15 protein-coding genes and 1 tRNA gene are annotated in these 17640 nt (G+C 71.0%); 15 read left to right on the top strand and 1 reads right to left on the bottom strand.

Going from position 1 to position 17640, the window contains the following annotated elements:
• Positions 1-3: 3 nt before the first annotated feature.
• The 14 genes from Q9R13_RS00285 to Q9R13_RS00350 all read left to right on the top strand — a co-directional run bounded on the left by Q9R13_RS00285 (position 4) and on the right by Q9R13_RS00350 (position 16789).
• Entirely contained in the window at positions 4-195 is a 192-nt protein-coding gene (locus Q9R13_RS00285) for an HGxxPAAW family protein (protein ID WP_310963032.1), read from the top strand.
• Positions 196-212: 17 nt separating this feature from the next.
• Entirely contained in the window at positions 213-614 is a 402-nt protein-coding gene (locus Q9R13_RS00290) for a DUF2752 domain-containing protein (protein ID WP_310963033.1), read from the top strand.
• Between the two features lie 59 nt (positions 615-673).
• Positions 674-1456: an indole-3-glycerol phosphate synthase TrpC gene (gene trpC, locus Q9R13_RS00295; protein WP_310963034.1), complete on the top strand. Its 783-nt coding sequence runs from the start codon at positions 674-676 to the stop codon at positions 1454-1456.
• Positions 1453-2733: a tryptophan synthase subunit beta gene (gene trpB / locus Q9R13_RS00300; protein WP_310963035.1), complete on the top strand. Its 1281-nt coding sequence runs from the start codon at positions 1453-1455 to the stop codon at positions 2731-2733. Before trpC ends, trpB begins: the two co-directional genes overlap by 4 nt.
• A complete protein-coding gene (trpA, locus tag Q9R13_RS00305) occupies positions 2730-3596 on the top strand; it encodes a tryptophan synthase subunit alpha (protein ID WP_310963037.1) in 867 nt (288 codons plus the stop codon). The genes trpB and trpA overlap by 4 nt, the downstream gene beginning before the upstream one ends.
• Entirely contained in the window at positions 3583-4272 is a 690-nt protein-coding gene (locus Q9R13_RS00310; RefSeq protein WP_310963038.1) for an SCO family protein, read from the top strand. The genes trpA and Q9R13_RS00310 overlap by 14 nt, the downstream gene beginning before the upstream one ends.
• On the top strand, positions 4269-5282 hold the full coding sequence (lgt, locus tag Q9R13_RS00315) for a prolipoprotein diacylglyceryl transferase (RefSeq protein ID WP_310963039.1): 1014 nt from the start codon (positions 4269-4271) through the stop codon (positions 5280-5282). The genes Q9R13_RS00310 and lgt overlap by 4 nt, the downstream gene beginning before the upstream one ends.
• A 111-nt stretch (positions 5283-5393) precedes the next feature.
• Positions 5394-5900, top strand: a complete 507-nt coding sequence (locus Q9R13_RS00320; RefSeq protein WP_310963040.1) for a sigma-70 family RNA polymerase sigma factor — start codon at positions 5394-5396, stop codon at positions 5898-5900.
• Complete coding sequence (locus Q9R13_RS00325) at positions 5893-6609, top strand: hypothetical protein (RefSeq protein WP_310963041.1); 717 nt, start codon at positions 5893-5895, stop codon at positions 6607-6609. Before Q9R13_RS00320 ends, Q9R13_RS00325 begins: the two co-directional genes overlap by 8 nt.
• Before the next feature lie 189 nt (positions 6610-6798).
• Positions 6799-11379, top strand: coding sequence for a glutamate synthase large subunit (gene gltB, locus Q9R13_RS00330; RefSeq protein WP_310963042.1), 4581 nt, complete (start codon positions 6799-6801; stop codon positions 11377-11379).
• Between the two features lie 86 nt (positions 11380-11465).
• On the top strand, positions 11466-12923 hold the full coding sequence (locus Q9R13_RS00335) for a glutamate synthase subunit beta (RefSeq protein WP_310963043.1): 1458 nt from the start codon (positions 11466-11468) through the stop codon (positions 12921-12923).
• A 133-nt stretch (positions 12924-13056) separates the two neighbouring features.
• The gene (gene pyk / locus Q9R13_RS00340; RefSeq protein WP_310963044.1) at positions 13057-14505 is read left to right on the top strand and encodes a pyruvate kinase; all 1449 of its coding nucleotides are present in this window, start codon (positions 13057-13059) and stop codon (positions 14503-14505) included.
• A gap of 203 nt (positions 14506-14708) precedes the next feature.
• Positions 14709-15794 (top strand): YVTN family beta-propeller repeat protein, encoded by a 1086-nt coding sequence (locus Q9R13_RS00345; protein ID WP_310963045.1) that lies wholly within the window; start codon positions 14709-14711, stop codon positions 15792-15794.
• A complete protein-coding gene (locus Q9R13_RS00350; RefSeq protein ID WP_310963046.1) occupies positions 15791-16789 on the top strand; it encodes a Kelch repeat-containing protein in 999 nt (332 codons plus the stop codon). The genes Q9R13_RS00345 and Q9R13_RS00350 overlap by 4 nt, the downstream gene beginning before the upstream one ends.
• 109 nt (positions 16790-16898) lie before the next feature.
• Here Q9R13_RS00350 and Q9R13_RS00355 read toward each other — a convergent pair.
• A tRNA-Leu gene (locus tag Q9R13_RS00355) sits at positions 16899-16972 on the bottom strand.
• 1 nt (position 16973) lies between these two features.
• On the opposite strand from Q9R13_RS00355, the gene Q9R13_RS00360 reads away from it, so the two are divergent.
• Positions 16974-17597 (top strand): ANTAR domain-containing response regulator, encoded by a 624-nt coding sequence (locus Q9R13_RS00360; protein WP_310963047.1) that lies wholly within the window; start codon positions 16974-16976, stop codon positions 17595-17597.
• Positions 17598-17640: the final 43 nt, after the last annotated feature.

The raw sequence follows: 17640 nt of genomic DNA on the forward strand, positions 1-17640 counted from the left end.
GCCATGTCAGACAACCACGGCAACACGCCTGCCGCCTGGACCGCCGTGACGATCGCCCTGCTCGGCTTCCTGGTGGGCGGGATCGGCCTGATGGTCGCCAGCATGCCCACATTCTGGGTCGGGGTAGCGATGGCTCCGCTTGCGATCATCGTCGGCACCGTGATGTCGCGGATGGGCTACGGCGCGGCACGCTGATGGCCATCGCGGGTGCCGTGACCGACGGCCCCGCCCGGCGAGCCCGGCTGTCCACAACGGTCGCGGTCGTGTTGCTCCTGCTCGTCGTAGCGCTGCACCTGCGCGATCCGCACCGCCATCTGTGGGTGCTCTGCCCGTTCAAGGCGCTCACCGGCTGGGACTGCCCCGCCTGTGGAGGCCTGCGGGCGGTCAACGACCTCGGCAACGGCCGGCTCGTCGCCGCCGCGCACAGCAACCTGCTGTTCGTGGCATCGTTGCCCCTGGCTGCCGTCGCCTGGCTGGCTTGGCTCCGCGGCGCAGGACGGGACCGGGTTCCAGCGGGGCTGAGGCGCCTCGCGCTGACCGCATACGTCGTGGTCGCGCTGGCGTTCACCGTCTTCCGGAACACCCCGTGGGGCTCGGCGCTGCACGTGTCGTGACATTCTTGGGGGCGTCCCCAAACCCGTCCCGCAGGCCCGTCCCGTAGTGAGGTTGTCGCATGTCCGTCCTCGACGACATCGTTGCCGGTGTGCGCGAGGACCTCGCCGTACGCCAGCAGGAGCTGCCCGAGGCCGACCTGCACCGCCAGGTCGAAGCCGCCCGGACGCCGATCGACCCCATGCCCGCCTTCCGTGAGCCCGGACTCGCCGTGATCGCCGAGGTCAAGCGCCGTTCGCCGAGCAAGGGGGACCTGGCCCCGATCCCGGACCCGGCCGCGCTGGCCACGGCGTACGCCGACGGCGGAGCCGATGCGATCTCGGTGCTGACCGAGCAGCGGCGGTTCGGCGGATCCCTCGATGACCTCCGCGCCGTCCGTGCGGCGGTGCCGACCCCGTTGCTGCGCAAGGACTTCGTGGTCACCGACTACCAGCTGATGGAGGCGCGGGCCGCCGGCGCCGACCTGGTGCTGCTGATCGTCGCCGCCCTCGACGATGTGCTCCTGGCGGACCTGCACGCGACTGCCCGGGAGCTCGGCCTGACCCCCTTGGTCGAGACGCACGACCACGCTGAGATCGAGCGTGCCGTGGCCGTCGGCGCCCGTCTCATCGGGGTCAACGCCCGCAACCTGAAGACCCTCGAGGTCGACCCCGACGTGTTCGGACGGCTGGCCGCGACGCTGCCCGCCGACGTGGTGAAGGTGGCCGAGTCGGGGGTCGCCGGCGTCGACGACGCCCGCCGGTACGCCGACCAGGGCGCCGACGTGGTGCTGGTCGGCGAGGCACTCGTGCGCGACGGCGATCCCGCCTCGGCCGTCGCCGCGATGCGGGCGGTCGGCAGATGAGTCAGCAGCCTCGCGACCACGGACCCGACGAGCGCGGCGTCTTCGGTGCCGACGGCGACGTCCAGTGGGGCGGGCGCTTCATGCCCGAGGCGCTGATCGCCGAACTCGACCGGCTCACCGAGGTCTGGCAGCAGGCGATGACCGACCCCGAGTTCACCCGCACCTTCCAGCAGATGCTGCACGAGTACGCCGGAGTGCCGAGCCTGCTCTACGACGCCACCCGGCTCTCCGAGCAGGTGGGCGCCCGGATCCTGCTCAAGCGCGAGGACCTCAACCACACCGGGGCTCACAAGATCCGCAACGTCCTCGGTCAGGCGCTGCTGGCGCGGCGGATGGGAAAGACCCGGATGATCGCCGAGACCGGGGCCGGCCAGCACGGTGTCGCCACCGCGACCGCAGCGGCCTACCTCGGACTCGACTGCGTCGTCTACATGGGCGAGCTCGACACCCAGCGACAGGCACTCAACGTGGCTCGGATGCAGCTCCTCGGCGCCGAGGTGGTGGCCGTGGGGTCCGGCAGTCGCACGCTCAAGGACGCGATCAACGAGGCGATCCGGGACTGGGTGGCCAGCGTCGAGCACACGGCGTACTGCTTCGGGACCGCGGCGGGACCGCACCCGTTCCCGGCGATGGTTCGCGACTTCTGTCGCGGCATCGGCGACGAGGCCCGCGTCCAGTGCCTGGGGCTGACCGGCGCGCTGCCTGATGCCGTCGTGGCCTGTGTGGGCGGCGGATCCAACGCGATCGGCCTGTTCACCGCGTTCCTCGACGACGCCGACGTCGCGATCCACGGCTACGAGGCCGGCGGCGAGGGCGTGGATACCCCGCGCCACGCCGCGACGATCTGGGCCGGCGATGTCGGGGTCCTGCACGGCGCCCGCACCTACGTGCTCCAGGACGAGGACGGTCAGACGATCGAGTCCCACTCGATCTCCGCCGGCCTGGACTACCCCGGGGTCGGCCCGCAGCACGCACATCTGGCCCGTTCGGGCCGGGCGACCTATGAGCCGGTGACGGACGCCGAGGCGATGGAGGCGATGGCGCTGCTGGCCCGGTCCGAGGGCATCATCTGCGCGATCGAGTCGGCGCACGCCGTCGCCGGTGCGTTGCGGCTCGCCGAGCAGCGGCCCGGCTCGACGATCCTGGTGAACCTCTCCGGACGAGGCGACAAGGACATGGGCACCGCGATCGAATGGTTCGGCCTGGGCCGCACCGACGGGGCGGGCCACCCCGACCGAGCGTCCGACGCCGAGATCGCGGAGGGGGCGAAGTCATGACCGGACCGAGCTCCCGGGCCGCCTTCGACGCCGCGCGCGCCGACGGCCGAGCCGCACTGGTCGGCTATCTGCCGGCAGGCTTCCCCGACGTCGATGGAGGCATCGACGCGATCCGGGTGATGATCGACTCGGGCTGCGACGTCATCGAGGTCGGCCTGCCCTACAGCGACCCGGTGATGGACGGGCCCACGATCCAGGCAGCCGCTCAGCAGGCCCTGGCCGGGGGGGTCCGCACCGCCGACGTGCTGCGCACGGTGGAGGCGGTCGCGGCGGCCGGCGTGCCGGTGCTGGTGATGACCTACTGGAACCCCGTCGAGAGCTACGCCCGGTCAGCGACGGCGTCGGCGCGTTCCGGTCGTGCCGGTGCCGCAGACAGCGGCGTCGCGCGCTTCACCGCAGACCTGGCCGCCGCAGGCGGGGCCGGGCTGATCACCCCGGACCTGACCCCGGACTCGGCCGACGAGTGGATCGCGGCGGCCGACGAGCACGAGCTCGACAAGGTCTTCCTGGTCGCGCCGTCCTCGACCGACGAGCGGCTGGCGATGACCACCGCCGCGTGCCGCGGCTTCGTCTATGCCACCGCGGTGATGGGGGTGACCGGCGCCCGGGCGAGCACCAGCGAGCTGGCCGGACCGCTGGTCGCCCGGACGCGCCAGGCGACCGACCTGCCTGTGGGCGTCGGGCTGGGGGTCTCCGACGGCGACCAGGCGGCCGAGGTCGCCTCGTACGCCGACGGCGTGATCGTGGGCTCCGCGTTCGTCCGCACCCTCCTCGACGCCGGCTCCGATCGGGCTGCCGGTCGCAAGGCACTCGCCGCGCTCACCGAGGACCTGGCCGCAGGGGTACGCCGTGCCCGTCGCTGACCCGCGGTCGACCGATCGCTCGCCTGCTGCGCGCCACCGGGCGGGCAGGGGCCCCGCCCGCTGGCTGCCGATGCTCGCGGTGGTCGGCCTGGCGGCCGCCGGGTGTGGGAGCACCGACCCGGCGGTGACGGACGTCCAGCGCCAGAACAACCACGGCTACCACGGCACCTACGTGGCCCCGCCGTACGACGTGCCCGCCGTCCGACTCACCGACGACGGCGGCCGGCCGTTCACCCTGGCCAGCGACGACCGCGCCGTCGACGTCGTGTTCTTCGGCTACACCAACTGTCCTGACGTCTGTCAGGTCGTGATGAGCACGATCACGTCGGCCTACCTCCGGTTGCCCGAGTCCGAGCGCAGCCGGGTGCGGGTGGTGTTCGTCACCACCGATCCTGCGCGCGACACCGGATCGGTGCTGGCGGACTACCTGGCCCGCTTCGACACGCACTTCCTCGGCGCGACCGGCCCGATCGACGCGATCGACCGGCTGGGCAAGCCGCTCGGGGTCTACGTCAAGAAGGGACAGCGACTTCCGAGCGGAGGCTACGAGGTCGACCACACCACGGCGGTGTACGGCGTCACCGGTGGCACCGCGCCGCTGGTCTGGTCGGGATCGACGTCGCCCAAGGACATGGCCGAGGACCTCTCGCGCCTGGTGAAGGAGAGCGCCGCGTGACCGCACTGTTGATCCCGGGCTTCATCCCGAGCCCGAGCCAGGGGGTCTGGCACCTCGGCCCGCTCCCGGTCCGTGGCTATGCACTGTGCATCATCGCCGGCGTGATCGCCGCGGTGTGGCTCGGCGAGCGCCGATGGGAGCAGCGCGGGGGCACCCGCGGCGAGATCGCCGACATCGCGTTGTGGGCGGTGCCGTTCGGCCTGGTGGGGGCCCGGGTCTACCACGTGATCACCGACCACGAGCTGTACTTCCCCAGCCATCCGATCGGGGCCCTCGAGGTCTGGAACGGCGGTCTGGCGATCTGGGGTGCGATCGCCGGCGGTGTGCTCGGCGGTGCGATCGCGTGCCGTCGCCGGGGCATCAGGATGCGGCCCCTGATGGATGCACTGGCGCCCGGACTGCTGCTGGCCCAGGCGATCGGCCGCTGGGGCAACTACTTCAACCAGGAGCTCTACGGCAAGCCGACCACGCTTCCGTGGGGGCTGAAGATCGACAGCTCCCACTGGGTGCCGCCGTACACCGCCGACAACCCACCGCCCACCGCGCACGGGCTTCAGTACGCGACCTTCCACCCCACGTTCCTCTATGAGTGCGTGTGGAACCTCGGTGCCTTCGGGCTGGTGCTGTGGCTGGACCGGCGGCTCCGCCTGGGCTTCGGGCGGTGCTTCGCGCTGTACGTGGCCTGCTACTGCGCCGGGCGGTTCTGGATCGAGAACCTGCGCATCGACGTCGCCGCCGACGGTGACCATTTCCTCGGGATGCGGTTCAACGCGTGGGTCGCGCTGGTGCTCTTCGTCTGCGGGCTGGTCGCCTTCGTGGTGATCGGCCGCCGGCACCCTCGCCCCGGCAGTCGCGAGGAGTCGCCGTACGTCGACGGGCACCGGCCCGCCGACTCAACCGACCCCGCCGACTCCACCCGCTCCTCCGCGCCGAGGGAGGACGAGGACGTTGCTGAGCCGCCCGACCCCTCGACGCCCACCGGCTCGGCGGGCGCACAGCACCCCGGCTGACCGCGCCAGCCGGGGCGGCGGTCCGGCGCGGGGTGCAACCTTGTGCCAGCGTCGGACGTAAGGATCTGTGAGTCGGGTCAACAGTGGTCCGGACGGAGCCCTGGGGGACACATGGACGAAGCCGAGTTCGACGACTTCTACGAGTCGTCCTTCCGCCGGATCACCGGCCAGGTCTACGTGATGATCGGCAACTGGGACGAGGCCGCCGACTGCGTCCAGGAGGCGTTCGTCCGGGCCTGGCAGCACCGCGCTCGCCTGAGCCGGGAGTCCTCGCCCGAGGCGTGGGTGCGCACCACCGCCCATCGGCTCGCGATCAGTCGATGGCGTCGGATGGTGCGCTCCCGACGCGAGCCCGACCGTGCCCACGAACGACCGGCGGCGGCCAACGGGCCCAACCCGGACCACGTGGCCATCGTGGCCGCCTTGCGCCAGGTCACGGACGCGCAGCGTCGCGCCCTGGTCCTGCACTACGTCTGCGACCTGCCGATCGCGGCGATCGCCGCGGAGACCGGCGCGGCCGAGGGGACGGTCAAGGCCCAGCTCTCCCGGGGGAGGGCCGCGCTGTTGGCGCAGTTCCGACCCGGTTCCGACCCACTTGAGGGAGTCCGTCATGCCTGAGCCCCTGGAACTGATCAAGCGGGTCGCCGAGGACGCCCCGCACCTGGTCCCGCAGCCCGCCGCCGAGGTGCGTCGTCGTGGCGACCGTCGCCGGCGCCGCCGTACCGCCGGGGCCGTCGCAGTGGCCGCCCTCGTCGTCGCCGGTGCGGTGACCGCGACCGTCCAGCTGACCGGAGGCAACGACGACGCCGTCGTACCGATCGGTCCGTCGCCGAGGCACACTGCGCCGGTCCGGCCGACGCCCACGGCGAACGCGGTCACCGGCGAGGTCCTGACCCATGATGGCTACGGGAAGATCAGGCTCGGGATGAGCCTCGCGCAGGTGCGGGCCACCGGTCACGTCGTGCTGACGGCGCATCGCTTCCGCGCTCCCGTGCGTTGCCTCAATGCGCAGTACTTCGACGCACCGGTCCGCGGCGGCCGGGGGACGGGGAACCACGTCGAGCTGGCGGTGTCCCAACGGCACGGTGTGGTCGCGATCTTCGCCAGCGACAGCGTGTCCACGGTCGACGGGATCCACAACGGGAGCACGGAGGCCACAACACGCGCGACGTACCCCCATGCGCGCAGCGAGGCCAACGGCTGGTTCCAGCGGCTCAGCCCGGCCGGCCAGCAGCCGGAGATCGACTACCGGTTCAGTTTCGAGCGGGGTCATGGTCCGGTCACCGACCTGTTCCTGCAGCGCTCGGACCAGGACTGTTACGAATGAGTGCCCGAGTGCGCTCGTGAGACGTCCGTCCCACGAAACGGACGCGCGCTCCCAGCCCGCTCTGGGGTAGATTGAGCTCTCCGCTTGGGCCAATGTCGTCCCAACACACGCATGCCCATATCCGCCGTGCGCGCCGAGGTCCCGAGCCGGGATCAGCAGCGCGCACTCGAAGACGACGGGAGAGTGCTCATGCCGGCATACCCGCCGCCCGCACCCGGGGCACAGACGTTCGGTGGTCCGCCACCGGCCGAGGGGCTGTACGACCCGCGACACGAGCACGACGCCTGTGGGGTCGCCTTCGTCGCCACCCTGACCGGCGAGCCCAGCCACGACATCGTGGTCAAGGCCCTCACCGCGCTGCGCAACCTCGAGCACCGTGGCGCGGCCGGCTCGGAGACCAACTCCGGTGACGGCGCCGGGATCCTGCTGCAGGTGCCCGACGCGTTCTTCCGCGAGGTGACCGCGGAGGCGGGATTCGAGCTTCCCGCGGCACGCGCCTACGCCGTCGGCACCGCGTTCATCCCCGGCGACGCGGACACCGTGGCCAAGACCCGCCGCCGGATCGAGGAGATCGCTGCCGAGGAAGGTCTCAGCGTCCTCGGCTGGCGTGACGTGCCCACCGACCCGTCGTCGCTGGGCCGGACCGCCCTGGCCACCATGCCGACCTTCGTCCAGCTGTTCGTCGCCTCCAAGGGCGCCCGGGTGCTGGGGATGGGGCTCGAGCGGCTGGCCTTCTGCCTGCGCAAGCGCGCCGAGCACGAGACCGACGCCTACTTCCCGTCGCTGTCGAGCCGGACGATCGCCTACAAGGGCATGCTGACCACCGATCAGCTCGACCACGTCTTCCCGGACCTGCGCGACGAGCGGGTCGCGTCTGCGGTCGCGGTCGTGCACTCCCGGTTCTCGACCAACACCTTCCCGAGCTGGCCGCTGAGCCACCCCTACCGGTTCATCGCCCACAACGGCGAGATCAACACCGTGATGGGCAACCGCAACTGGATGCGTGCCCGTGAAGCCCTGCTGGCCAGCGACCTGATCCCCGGTGACCTGGACCGGCTGTTCCCGATCTGCACGCCCGGCGCTTCGGACTCCGCGTCCTTCGACGAGGTGCTCGAGCTGCTGCACCTCGGCGGACGCTCACTGCCGCACTCGGTGCTGATGATGATCCCCGAGGCGTGGGAGAACCACGCCGAGATGGACGCCAGTCGTCGCGCCTTCTACGAGTTCCACTCCGCGCTGATGGAGCCGTGGGACGGCCCCGCCTGCGTGGTGTTCACCGACGGCACGCAGGTCGGTGCGGTCCTCGACCGCAACGGCCTGCGCCCGTCCCGCTATTGGGTCACCGACGACGGTCTCGTCGTGCTGGCCTCCGAGGTGGGCGTGCTCGACCTCGACCCGGCGACGATCGTCCGCAAGGGTCGGCTGCAGCCCGGCCGGATGTTCCTCGTCGACACCGAGGAGCACCGGATCATCGAGGACGAGGAGATCAAGTCCGAGTTGGCCGCCGAGCACCCGTACGACGAGTGGCTGCACGCCGGACTGATCCGGCTCGGTGACCTCGTCGAGCGTGAGCACGTGATCCACAGCCACGCCTCGGTCACCCGCCGCCAGCAGATCTTCGGCTACACCGAGGAGCAGCTGCGGGTACTGCTCAGCCCGATGGCCAACACCGGCGCGGAGCCGATCGGGTCGATGGGCACCGACACGCCCGTGGCGGTGCTCTCGGACCGGCCGCGGCTGCTGTTCGACTACTTCGCGCAGCTCTTCGCGCAGGTCACCAACCCACCGCTGGACGCGATCCGTGAGGAGCTGGTGACCAGCCTGAACGGAACCATCGGCCCGGAGGCCAACCTCCTCGACCCGACACCGGCCAGCTGCCGCCAGGTGGTGCTGCCGTTCCCGGTGATCACCAACGACGAGCTCACCAAGATCCGGCACATCAACCACGACGGCGACATGCCGGGCTTCATCACCCACGTGTCGCGTGGCCTCTATGACGTCAGCGGCGGTGGCGCCGCCCTCGGGCGTCGGCTCGACGAGATCTGCCGCGAGGTCAGCGAGGCGATCGCCGGTGGCGCGCGGATCATCGTGCTCTCCGACCGGCACTCCGACGCGAACCAGGCGCCGATCCCGTCCCTGCTGATGACCGCCGCGGTGCACCATCACCTGGTCCGGGAGAAGACCCGCACCCAGGTCGGGCTGCTCGTGGAGGCCGGCGACGTCCGCGAGGTGCACCACGTCGCCACCCTGATCGGGTACGGCGCGGCCGCGGTGAACCCCTACCTGGCGATGGAGTCCGTCGAGGACCTGGCCAGGGACGGCTTCTACGTCAAGGCCGACCCCGAGGCCGCCGTCCACAACCTGGTGAAGTCGCTGGGCAAGGGCGTGCTCAAGGTGATGTCCAAGATGGGCGTCTCCACGGTGGCGTCGTACACCGGCGCTCAGATCTTCGAGGCTCTCGGGCTGTCCCAGGGACTGGTCGACAAGTACTTCACCGGCACGACCTCCAAGCTGGGCGGCATCGGCCTGGACGAGATCGCCCACGAGGTCGCGCTGCGGCACCGCACGGCGTACCCCGTCGACGGGATCGCGCCGGCCCACCGCAGCCTGCAGATGGGCGGGGAGTACCAGTGGCGGCGCGAGGGTGAGCTGCACCTGTTCAACCCCGAGACCGTGTTCCGGCTCCAGCACGCCACCCGGTCCGGCCGCTATGACGTCTTCAAGCAGTACACCCGCGCCGTCGACGACCAGGCCGAGCGGCTGATGACGCTGCGGGGCCTGTTCCGGTTCAAGGACGCCGAGGTGTCGGGTCGCCAGCCGGTGCCGATCGACGAGGTGGAGCCGGTCTCCGAGATCGTCAAGCGGTTCTCGACAGGCGCGATGTCCTACGGGTCGATCAGCAAGGAGGCGCACGAGACGCTCGCGATCGCGATGAACCGGCTGGGCGCGAAGTCCAACACCGGAGAGGGCGGCGAGGACCCCGACCGCCTCCACGACCCCGAGCGCCGGTCGGCGATCAAGCAGGTCGCCTCGGGCCGCTTCGGCGTCACCGCGGAGTACCTCACCAACGCCGCCGACATCCAGATCAAGATGGCTCAGGGCGCCAAGCCCGGCGAGGGCGGTCAGCTGCCCGGCCACAAGGTGTACCCGTGGGTGGCGAAGACCCGGCACAGCACGCCGGGTGTCGGACTGATCAGCCCACCGCCACACCACGACATCTACTCGATCGAGGACCTCGCCCAGCTGATCCACGACCTCAAGAACGCCAACCCGCAGGCCCGGGTGCACGTCAAGCTGGTTGCCGAGGTCGGAGTCGGCACGGTGGCGGCCGGGGTGTCGAAGGCGCACGCCGACGTCGTACTCATCTCCGGACACGACGGCGGCACCGGCGCGTCGCCGCTGACCTCGCTCAAGCATGCCGGCGGCCCGTGGGAGCTCGGCCTGGCCGAGACCCAGCAGACGCTGCTGCTCAACGGCCTGCGCGACCGCATCGTGGTGCAGACCGATGGTCAGCTGAAGACCGGCCGCGACGTGCTGATCGCGGCGCTGCTCGGTGCGGAGGAGTACGGCTTCGCTACCGCTCCCCTGGTGGTGTCGGGCTGCATCATGATGCGCGTCTGTCACCTGGACACCTGCCCGGTGGGCGTGGCCACGCAGAACCCGTTGCTCCGGGAGCGCTTCAGCGGCAAGCCGGAGTTCGTGGTCAACTTCTTCGAGTTCATCGCGCAGGAGGTCCGCGAACTGCTCGCCGAGCTCGGCTTCCGATCCCTGGACGAGGCCATCGGCCACGCCGAGGTGCTGGATGCGCGCGCGGCGGTGGACCACTGGAAGGCCGCAGGCCTGGACATCGCCCCGATCTTCCACGTCCCGGACCTCCCCGAGGGTGCCTCCCTGCACAACACCCACGGCCAGGACCACGGCCTGGACAAGGCTCTGGACAACGAGCTGGTGGCCCTCTGCGCGGACGCGCTCGAGAAGGGCGAGCCGGTTCGGGCCGAGCTGAAGGTCCGCAATGTCAACCGCACCGTCGGCACCATCCTCGGGCACGAGCTCACCAAGCGGTACGGCGGCGACGGCCTGCCGGACGGCACCATCGACCTGACGTTCACCGGCTCCGCCGGACAGTCGTTCGGAGCGTTCCTGCCGCGCGGGATCACCCTGCGGCTCGAGGGGGACGCCAACGACTACGTCGGCAAGGGCCTGTCCGGCGGCCGAGTGATCGTCCGGCCGGACCGAGCCGCGAGGTTCGACGCTGCCGAGCAGATCATCGCCGGGAACGTGATCGGCTACGGCGGCACCGCCGGCGAGATCTTCCTGCGTGGCAAGGTCGGCGAGCGGTTCTGCGTCCGCAACTCGGGCGTGACCGCCGTCGTCGAGGGCGTGGGCGACCACGGCTGCGAGTACATGACCGGCGGTCAGGTCGTCGTCCTCGGTGAGACCGGCCGTAACTTCGCCGCCGGCATGAGCGGCGGCGTTGCCTACGTGCTCGACCTGGCAGAGGCGCGGGTCAACCCCGAGCTCGTCGAGCTCTCCGCGCTCGACGAGGCCGAGGCTGCGTCGTTGGGCGAACTGGTCCGCCGCCACGTCGACGAGACCGGCTCGACCGTCGGTGAGCGACTGCTCGCCGACTGGCCGTCGGCCGCAGCCCGGTTCACCCGGGTGATGCCCAGTGACTACAAGCGCGTGCTCGAGGCTCGGGAGGAGGCCCGCGAGGAGGGCCTCGACGAGGACGAGACCGCCGCTCGGATCATGGAGGTGCTGCATGGGTGACACATCGATCGTCTCGAACACGGGACGTCCGCTGGCTGCCGCCGCCGGATCTCCCGACGTCGCACGGATCACGGAGGCTCGTCTCAATGGCTGACCCCAAGGGATTCCTCAAGAACGGCCGCGAGGTGGCGGACCGACGCCCGGTCGAGGAGCGCGTCAAGGACTGGAACGAGGTCTACCCGGGCGGGCCCGGCCGCGCGCTGCTGCCGATCATCACGACCCAGGCTGGACGCTGCATGGACTGCGGCATCCCGTTCTGCCACCAGGGTTGCCCCCTGGGCAACATCATCCCCGAGTGGAACGACCTGGTCTGGCGTGACGACTGGGAGGGCGCGATCGAGCGCCTCCACGCGACCAACAACTTCCCCGAGTTCACCGGCCGGCTCTGCCCGGCTCCCTGCGAGACCTCCTGTGTGCTCGGCATCAACCAGGACCCGGTGACGATCAAGAACGTCGAGGTCTCGATCATCGAGCGGGCCTTCGAGGACCGCAACGTCCGACCGCAGCCGCCGGAGTGGCTCTCAGGGCGCACGGTCGCGGTGGTCGGGTCCGGCCCCGCAGGGCTCGCGGCCGCGCAGCAGCTGACCCGCGCGGGGCACACCGTCGCGGTCTACGAGCGCGCCGACAAGGTCGGCGGATTGCTGCGATACGGCATCCCGGAGTTCAAGATGGAGAAGAAGGTCCTCGACCGCCGACTGGACCAGATGCGTCGCGAGGGCACGATCTTCCGCGCCGGAGTGGAGGTCGGCCGGACCATCACCGGCAACCAGCTGCGCGAGCGGTACGACGCCGTCGTTCTCGCGATCGGCTCGACGGTGCCTCGTGACCTGCCGTTGCCCGGCCGGGATCTGGCCGGCATCCACCAGGCGATGGAGTACCTGCCGCAGTCCAACAGGGTCTCGCTGGGCGAGTCCGTCGAGGGTCAGATCCGCGCCGACGGCAAGCACGTCGTGATCATCGGCGGCGGCGACACCGGAGCGGACTGCCTCGGAACGGCGCACCGGCAGGGAGCCGCGAGCGTCACGCAGCTCGAGATCATGGCTCAGCCACCGACCTCGCGCCCCGCCGACCAGCCGTGGCCGACGTACCCGATGGTGTTCCGGGTCTCCTCGGCGCACGAGGAGGGCGGGACGAGGGTCTACGCGATGTCGACCCAGGAGTTCCTCGGCGACGACGAGGGCCGCGTCCGTGCCCTGCGCGTGGTCGAGGTCGACGCGAAGTTCCAGCCGATCGAGGGCACGGAGCGGGAGATCCCGGCCGACCTGGTGCTCTTCGCGATGGGCTTCGTCGGTCCCGAGCGCGACGGTCTGGTCGAGCAGCTCGGCGTGGAGCTGGACGAGCGCGGCAACATCGTGCGCGATGCGTCGTACGCCAGCACCGTGCCGGACGTGTTCGTCGCCGGTGACGCCGGGCGCGGCCAGTCGCTGATCGTGTGGGCCATCGCCGAGGGCCGGGCCGCAGCAGCGGCCGTCGACGCCCACCTCACCGGGGCGACGACCCTGCCGGCTCCGATCCCACCGACCGAGCGCCCGGTCACGGTCTGACCCGGCAGACCTCGAGGCGGGGCACACGCCGGACGGTGGGGTCAGGCTGGCAGCCCGTCACTGGCGGGTCAACCCGCCGGTGCTCCCGGGCTGCGATTGGATCGTTCAAGTCCGGACGCATTAGGCTCGGGGCGTGCGTAGAGCAAAGATCGTGTGCACCCTCGGGCCCGCGACCTCGACGATGGAGAAGATCCGTGAGCTGGTCGACGCCGGGATGGACGTCGCCCGGCTCAACCTGAGCCACGGCTCGTACGCCGAGCACGAGGCGGTCTACCGGATGGTGCGTCAGGCGTCCGACGAGTCTGGCAGGGGGGTCGGCATCTTCGTCGACCTGCAGGGTCCGAAGATCCGGCTCGGCAGCTTCGCCGACGGGCCGGTCGTCCTGGAGCCGGGACAGCCGTTCACGATCACCACCCGGGACGTTCCGGGCACTGTCGAGCTCGCCTCGACGACGTACGACGGCCTGCCCGGCGACGTCGGCGTGGACGACCAGGTGCTGATCGACGACGGCAAGGTGCGGCTGCGGGTCACCGAGGTCGACGGGCCCGACGTGCACACGGTCGTGGTGGTCGGCGGGCGGATCAGTGACCACAAGGGGATAAACCTCCCTGGCGTTGCGGTGAGCGTGCCCGCGCTGTCCACGAAGGACAAGGATGATCTGCGCTGGGCACTGCACCTGACCGTCGACTACATCGCGCTGTCCTTCGTGCGGTCGGCCAGCGATGTCGACGAGGTGCGCTCGATCATGAGTGAGGAGGGCGTGCTGCTCCCCGTGATCGCCAAGATCGAGAAGCCGCAGGCGATCGAGAACCTCAACGAGGTGGTCAGGGCGTTCGACGCGTTCATGGTCGCGCGCGGTGACCTCGGCGTGGAGTGTCCGCTCGAGGACGTTCCGTTCCTGCAGAAGCGGGTCATCGACAAGGCGCGCCGCAACGCCAAGCCGGTGATCGTGGCCACCCAGATGCTTGAGTCGATGATCGCGAACCCGGCTCCCACGCGGGCCGAGGCCTCCGACGTCGCCAACGCCGTCCTCGACGGCGCGGACGCAGTGATGCTCTCCGGTGAGACCAGTGTCGGGAAGTACCCCATCGAGACGGTGAAGACGATGGCGCGGATCATCTCCTCGACCGAGGGCCACGAGCTCGAGCAGATGGCCGCGATCGACTGGAAGCCGCTGACCCGCGGAGGCGTGGTCGCCAAGGCCGCGGCCGAGGTGGCCGAGCGCGTCGGGGCCAAGTACCTCGTCGCCTTCACCCAGAGCGGGGACTCCGCTCGCCGGCTGGCCCGCTACCGGGGGCGCATCCCGATGCTCGCCTTCACCCCCGAGGCGGTCGTCCGCTCGCAGCTCTCGATGACCTGGGGGGTCGAGGCGTTCAAGACGCTGCCGGTGGAGCACACCGACGAGATGGTGCGCCAGGTCGACGAGGAGCTGCTGCGCATCGGTCGGGTCCAGGAGGGCGACCTGGTGGTGATCATCGCCGGCTCCCCGCCGGGCATCCCGGGCTCGACCAACGCGCTGCGGATCCACCGGATGGGCGACGCCATCAACGAGGTGGCGCCGGCCTACCGCCGGCGTGGATGAGCAGCAGGCGCTGTCAGGTTCCCGAAAGGTGCCGCCGCTAGCGTGGATGGGTGACTTCAGCTCGAACTCGTCGATGGGCTGGTATCTCGGCCGCGGTCGGACTTGCGCTGGCTCTCGCAGGTTGCGCACAATCGGCCGCCCGGCCGACGGCCGCCACGCAAGCCCCGTCCGCATCTGCGACCTCGGCATCGGTGGCGACCCGGGTGCCCTGGCCGTTCCGCAACCCACTGCCCGGAATGCCGCCGGTCCTGCACGACGACGTGTACGCCGCCACCCGCGCCGGGATGCTGAGCCCGCGTGTGGCGCACGACCCGGCGTACCTCTACGTGCCCGACTCCGACGGCAGCCGGGTGACTGTGATCAACCAGCGCACCCGCCGGATCGTGCGAGTCATCCCGAGCGGCTTCCTCAACCAGCACGTCGTCCCCAGCTACGACCTGCGCACCCTGATCGCCAACGCCAGCGCGTCCGACGAGCTGGTCGAGATCAACCCACGGACCGCCCGCCGTACCCGAGTCATCTCGGTCCCGCGGCCGTACAACCTCTACTTCACCCCGAACGGCAAGGAAGCCGTGGTGATGGTCGAGCAGCACGACATCATCCGGTTCTCCACGCCGCACACGTTCCGGAAGATCGCGGACGTCTCCGCCCCCGACTGCCGTGGACCCAACCACGCCGACTTCTCCGCCAACGGCCGCTTCTTCGTGGTGACCTGCGAGTTCTCCGGTGAGCTCCTGAAGATCTCGACCCTCCGGCACAAGGTGATCGGCCACCTGGCCCTCGACCCCCGACCCACGAGTCGACACGTCGCACCGGGGACGATGGGGATGAGCATGCCCCAGGACATCCGGCTCTCACCCGACGGTCGCACGTTCTACGTCGCCGACATGGGCACCAACGAGCTGCGGCTGATCGACGCCCGCACGCTCAAGCAGCGGCGGGTGATCGGACTGCCCAGCCACCCGCACGGCCTCTATCCGAGCCGGAACGGCAAGCTGCTCTACATCTCCGACCGCGGCGCCGGCAAGGTCAGCGTGCTCGACTTCGCGACCAACAAGATCGTCGACACCTGGACGATCCCGGGGGGCGGCAGCCCCGACATGGGTGGGGTCTCCGCGAACGGACGGATGCTGTGGCTCTCCGGCCGCTACGACGGCGTCGTCTACGGGTTCAACACGCGCACCGGCAAGCTGGTCGCGAAGATCCCGGTCGGCGGCAGCCCCCACGGGATCGCGGTGTGGCCGCAGCCGGGCCGTTACTCGCTGGGGCACACCGGGAACATGCGGTGAGGCGGATCCTCGCCGGAGTCGTGCTGCTCGCGGTGGCCGGCTGCGGCGGCACCCGTCCCGCCGCGGCGCCTCCCGCCGGGCCGACCGACACTCCCTCCAGCACGACGTCCGGCCCGCACGGAGCCGGCAGGTTCGGGCCGGGCAGCGCGACGGCGACCATCGTGCGCTGGCGGCTGCCCGAGCCGGTCGCGCGTGAGGTGATCGCGTCGGCCAGCGGGACCCGGGTGATCGTGGCCGGCGGCATGCGCGCCGACGACACCTCCACCGCCCGCAGCTACCGGCTCGACCTCTCCACCGGACGGACGACCTCGGCGCCTGCCCTGGCGGTCCCGGTGCACGACGCCGCCGGCGGCGCCTGGGCCGGCCTGCCCGGGGTGTTCGGAGGCGGCAACGCCAGCGAGCAGTCCGTGGTGCAGCAGCTCCGTGGCGGACGCTGGCGGGTGGTGGCGCACCTGCCCACCACCAGGTCGGACCTGTCGGTCGCCGAGGTCGCCGGTGCGACGTACGTTCTCGGTGGGTACGACGGCTCCTCCGTCCCGCGTCCGGTGCTGCGCCAGCGGAGCGGTGCGGGGCTGGTGCCGGCCGGCAGCTTGCGTCACGGGGTGCGGTACGCCGCCTCCGCTGTGGTGGGCCGTGACGTCTACCTCTTCGGCGGCGAGGTCGCCGGCCGGGAGCTCGGTGTCGTCCAGCGCTACGACGCCCGCACGGGCCGGACGGCGGCGGTCGCCCGCCTCCCGCACCCGCTCGGGCACGCGATGGCCGCCTCCATAGCGGGCCGGGTGCTGCTGATGGGGGGCCACACGTCGCCGACCGGCCGCACGGCACGGATGTGGTGGTTCGACCCTTCCTCGGGACGGTTCCGCCATGCCGGCCGCCTGCCGCGTCCGCTCAGCGACGCGGCGGTGGCGGTGGCGGGCAGCTCGGTGATGCTGCTCGGTGGGGAGGACCCCGCGGTCACCGACCGGGTGGTCCGGGTCGTCGTGCACCCGCGCTGAGGGGCGGCCCTGTGCCGGACCTGATCGATGCGAGGACGCGGGACCGGCCCGGCTCCGGTTCCGGTTCCGGTTCCAGGCACGATCCTGGCCGTGAGGATCGAGACAGAGGTGCCCCGGGTGGGACTCGAACCCACACTGGACGGTGTTTGAGACCGCGGCCTCTGCCGATTGGGCTACCGGGGCGATGACCGCAGACGCTACCGGATCCGAGCTCTCGGCTAGCCTCCCGGGTGTGACCGAGCAGCGCCGCGTGGTGATCGCCGAGGATGAGGCCCTCATCCGCATGGACCTGCGCGAGATGCTGGTCGAGGAGGGGTACGACGTCGTCGGCGAGGCCGGCGACGGGGAGACCGCAGTCCAGCTGGCCGAGGAGCTGCGGCCCGACCTCGTGGTCCTCGACATCAAGATGCCGCGCCTCGACGGCATCACCGCCGCCGAGCGGATCGCCGGTCAGCGGATCGCGCCGGTGATCATCCTGACGGCCTTCAGCCAGCGCGACCTCGTCGAGCGGGCGCGGGATGCCGGGGCGATGGCCTACGTGGTCAAGCCGTTCTCGAAGTCCGACCTGGTGCCGGCGATCGAGATCGCTGCGGCCCGGTTCGCCGAGGTGCAGGTGCTCGAGGCGCAGGTCGAGGACCTCGACGAGCGGCTGGCCACCCGCAAGGCGGTGAGCCGGGCGCAGGGGGTGCTGCAGGACCGGCTCGGACTCAGCGAGCCGGACGCCTTCCGCTGGCTGCAGAAGACCGCGATGGACCTGCGCCTCTCGATGCGCCAGGTGGCCGAAGGGGTGGTCGAGCACGGCCCCTGAGCGGCCGGACGGTGGCTCAGATCACAAGATCACAAATGGCTAA

The sequence above is a fragment of the Nocardioides marmorisolisilvae genome, from assembly GCF_031656915.1.
Taxonomy (GTDB): domain Bacteria; phylum Actinomycetota; class Actinomycetes; order Propionibacteriales; family Nocardioidaceae; genus Marmoricola; species Marmoricola terrisoli.

Excerpts from the sequence above, each read along its gene's own strand:
- Q9R13_RS00285 (WP_310963032.1), top strand. The coding sequence starts at position 4 with ATGTCAGACAACCACGGCAACACGCCTGCCGCCTGGACCGCCGTGACG.
- trpC (WP_310963034.1), top strand. The coding sequence starts at position 674 with ATGTCCGTCCTCGACGACATCGTTGCCGGTGTGCGCGAGGACCTCGCC.
- trpB (WP_310963035.1), top strand. The coding sequence starts at position 1,453 with ATGAGTCAGCAGCCTCGCGACCACGGACCCGACGAGCGCGGCGTCTTC.
- trpA (WP_310963037.1), top strand. The coding sequence starts at position 2,730 with ATGACCGGACCGAGCTCCCGGGCCGCCTTCGACGCCGCGCGCGCCGAC.
- Q9R13_RS00320 (WP_310963040.1), top strand. The coding sequence starts at position 5,394 with ATGGACGAAGCCGAGTTCGACGACTTCTACGAGTCGTCCTTCCGCCGG.
- Q9R13_RS00325 (WP_310963041.1), top strand. The coding sequence starts at position 5,893 with ATGCCTGAGCCCCTGGAACTGATCAAGCGGGTCGCCGAGGACGCCCCG.
- gltB (WP_310963042.1), top strand. The coding sequence starts at position 6,799 with ATGCCGGCATACCCGCCGCCCGCACCCGGGGCACAGACGTTCGGTGGT.
- Q9R13_RS00335 (WP_310963043.1), top strand. The coding sequence starts at position 11,466 with ATGGCTGACCCCAAGGGATTCCTCAAGAACGGCCGCGAGGTGGCGGAC.
- Q9R13_RS00360 (WP_310963047.1), top strand. The coding sequence starts at position 16,974 with ATGACCGCAGACGCTACCGGATCCGAGCTCTCGGCTAGCCTCCCGGGT.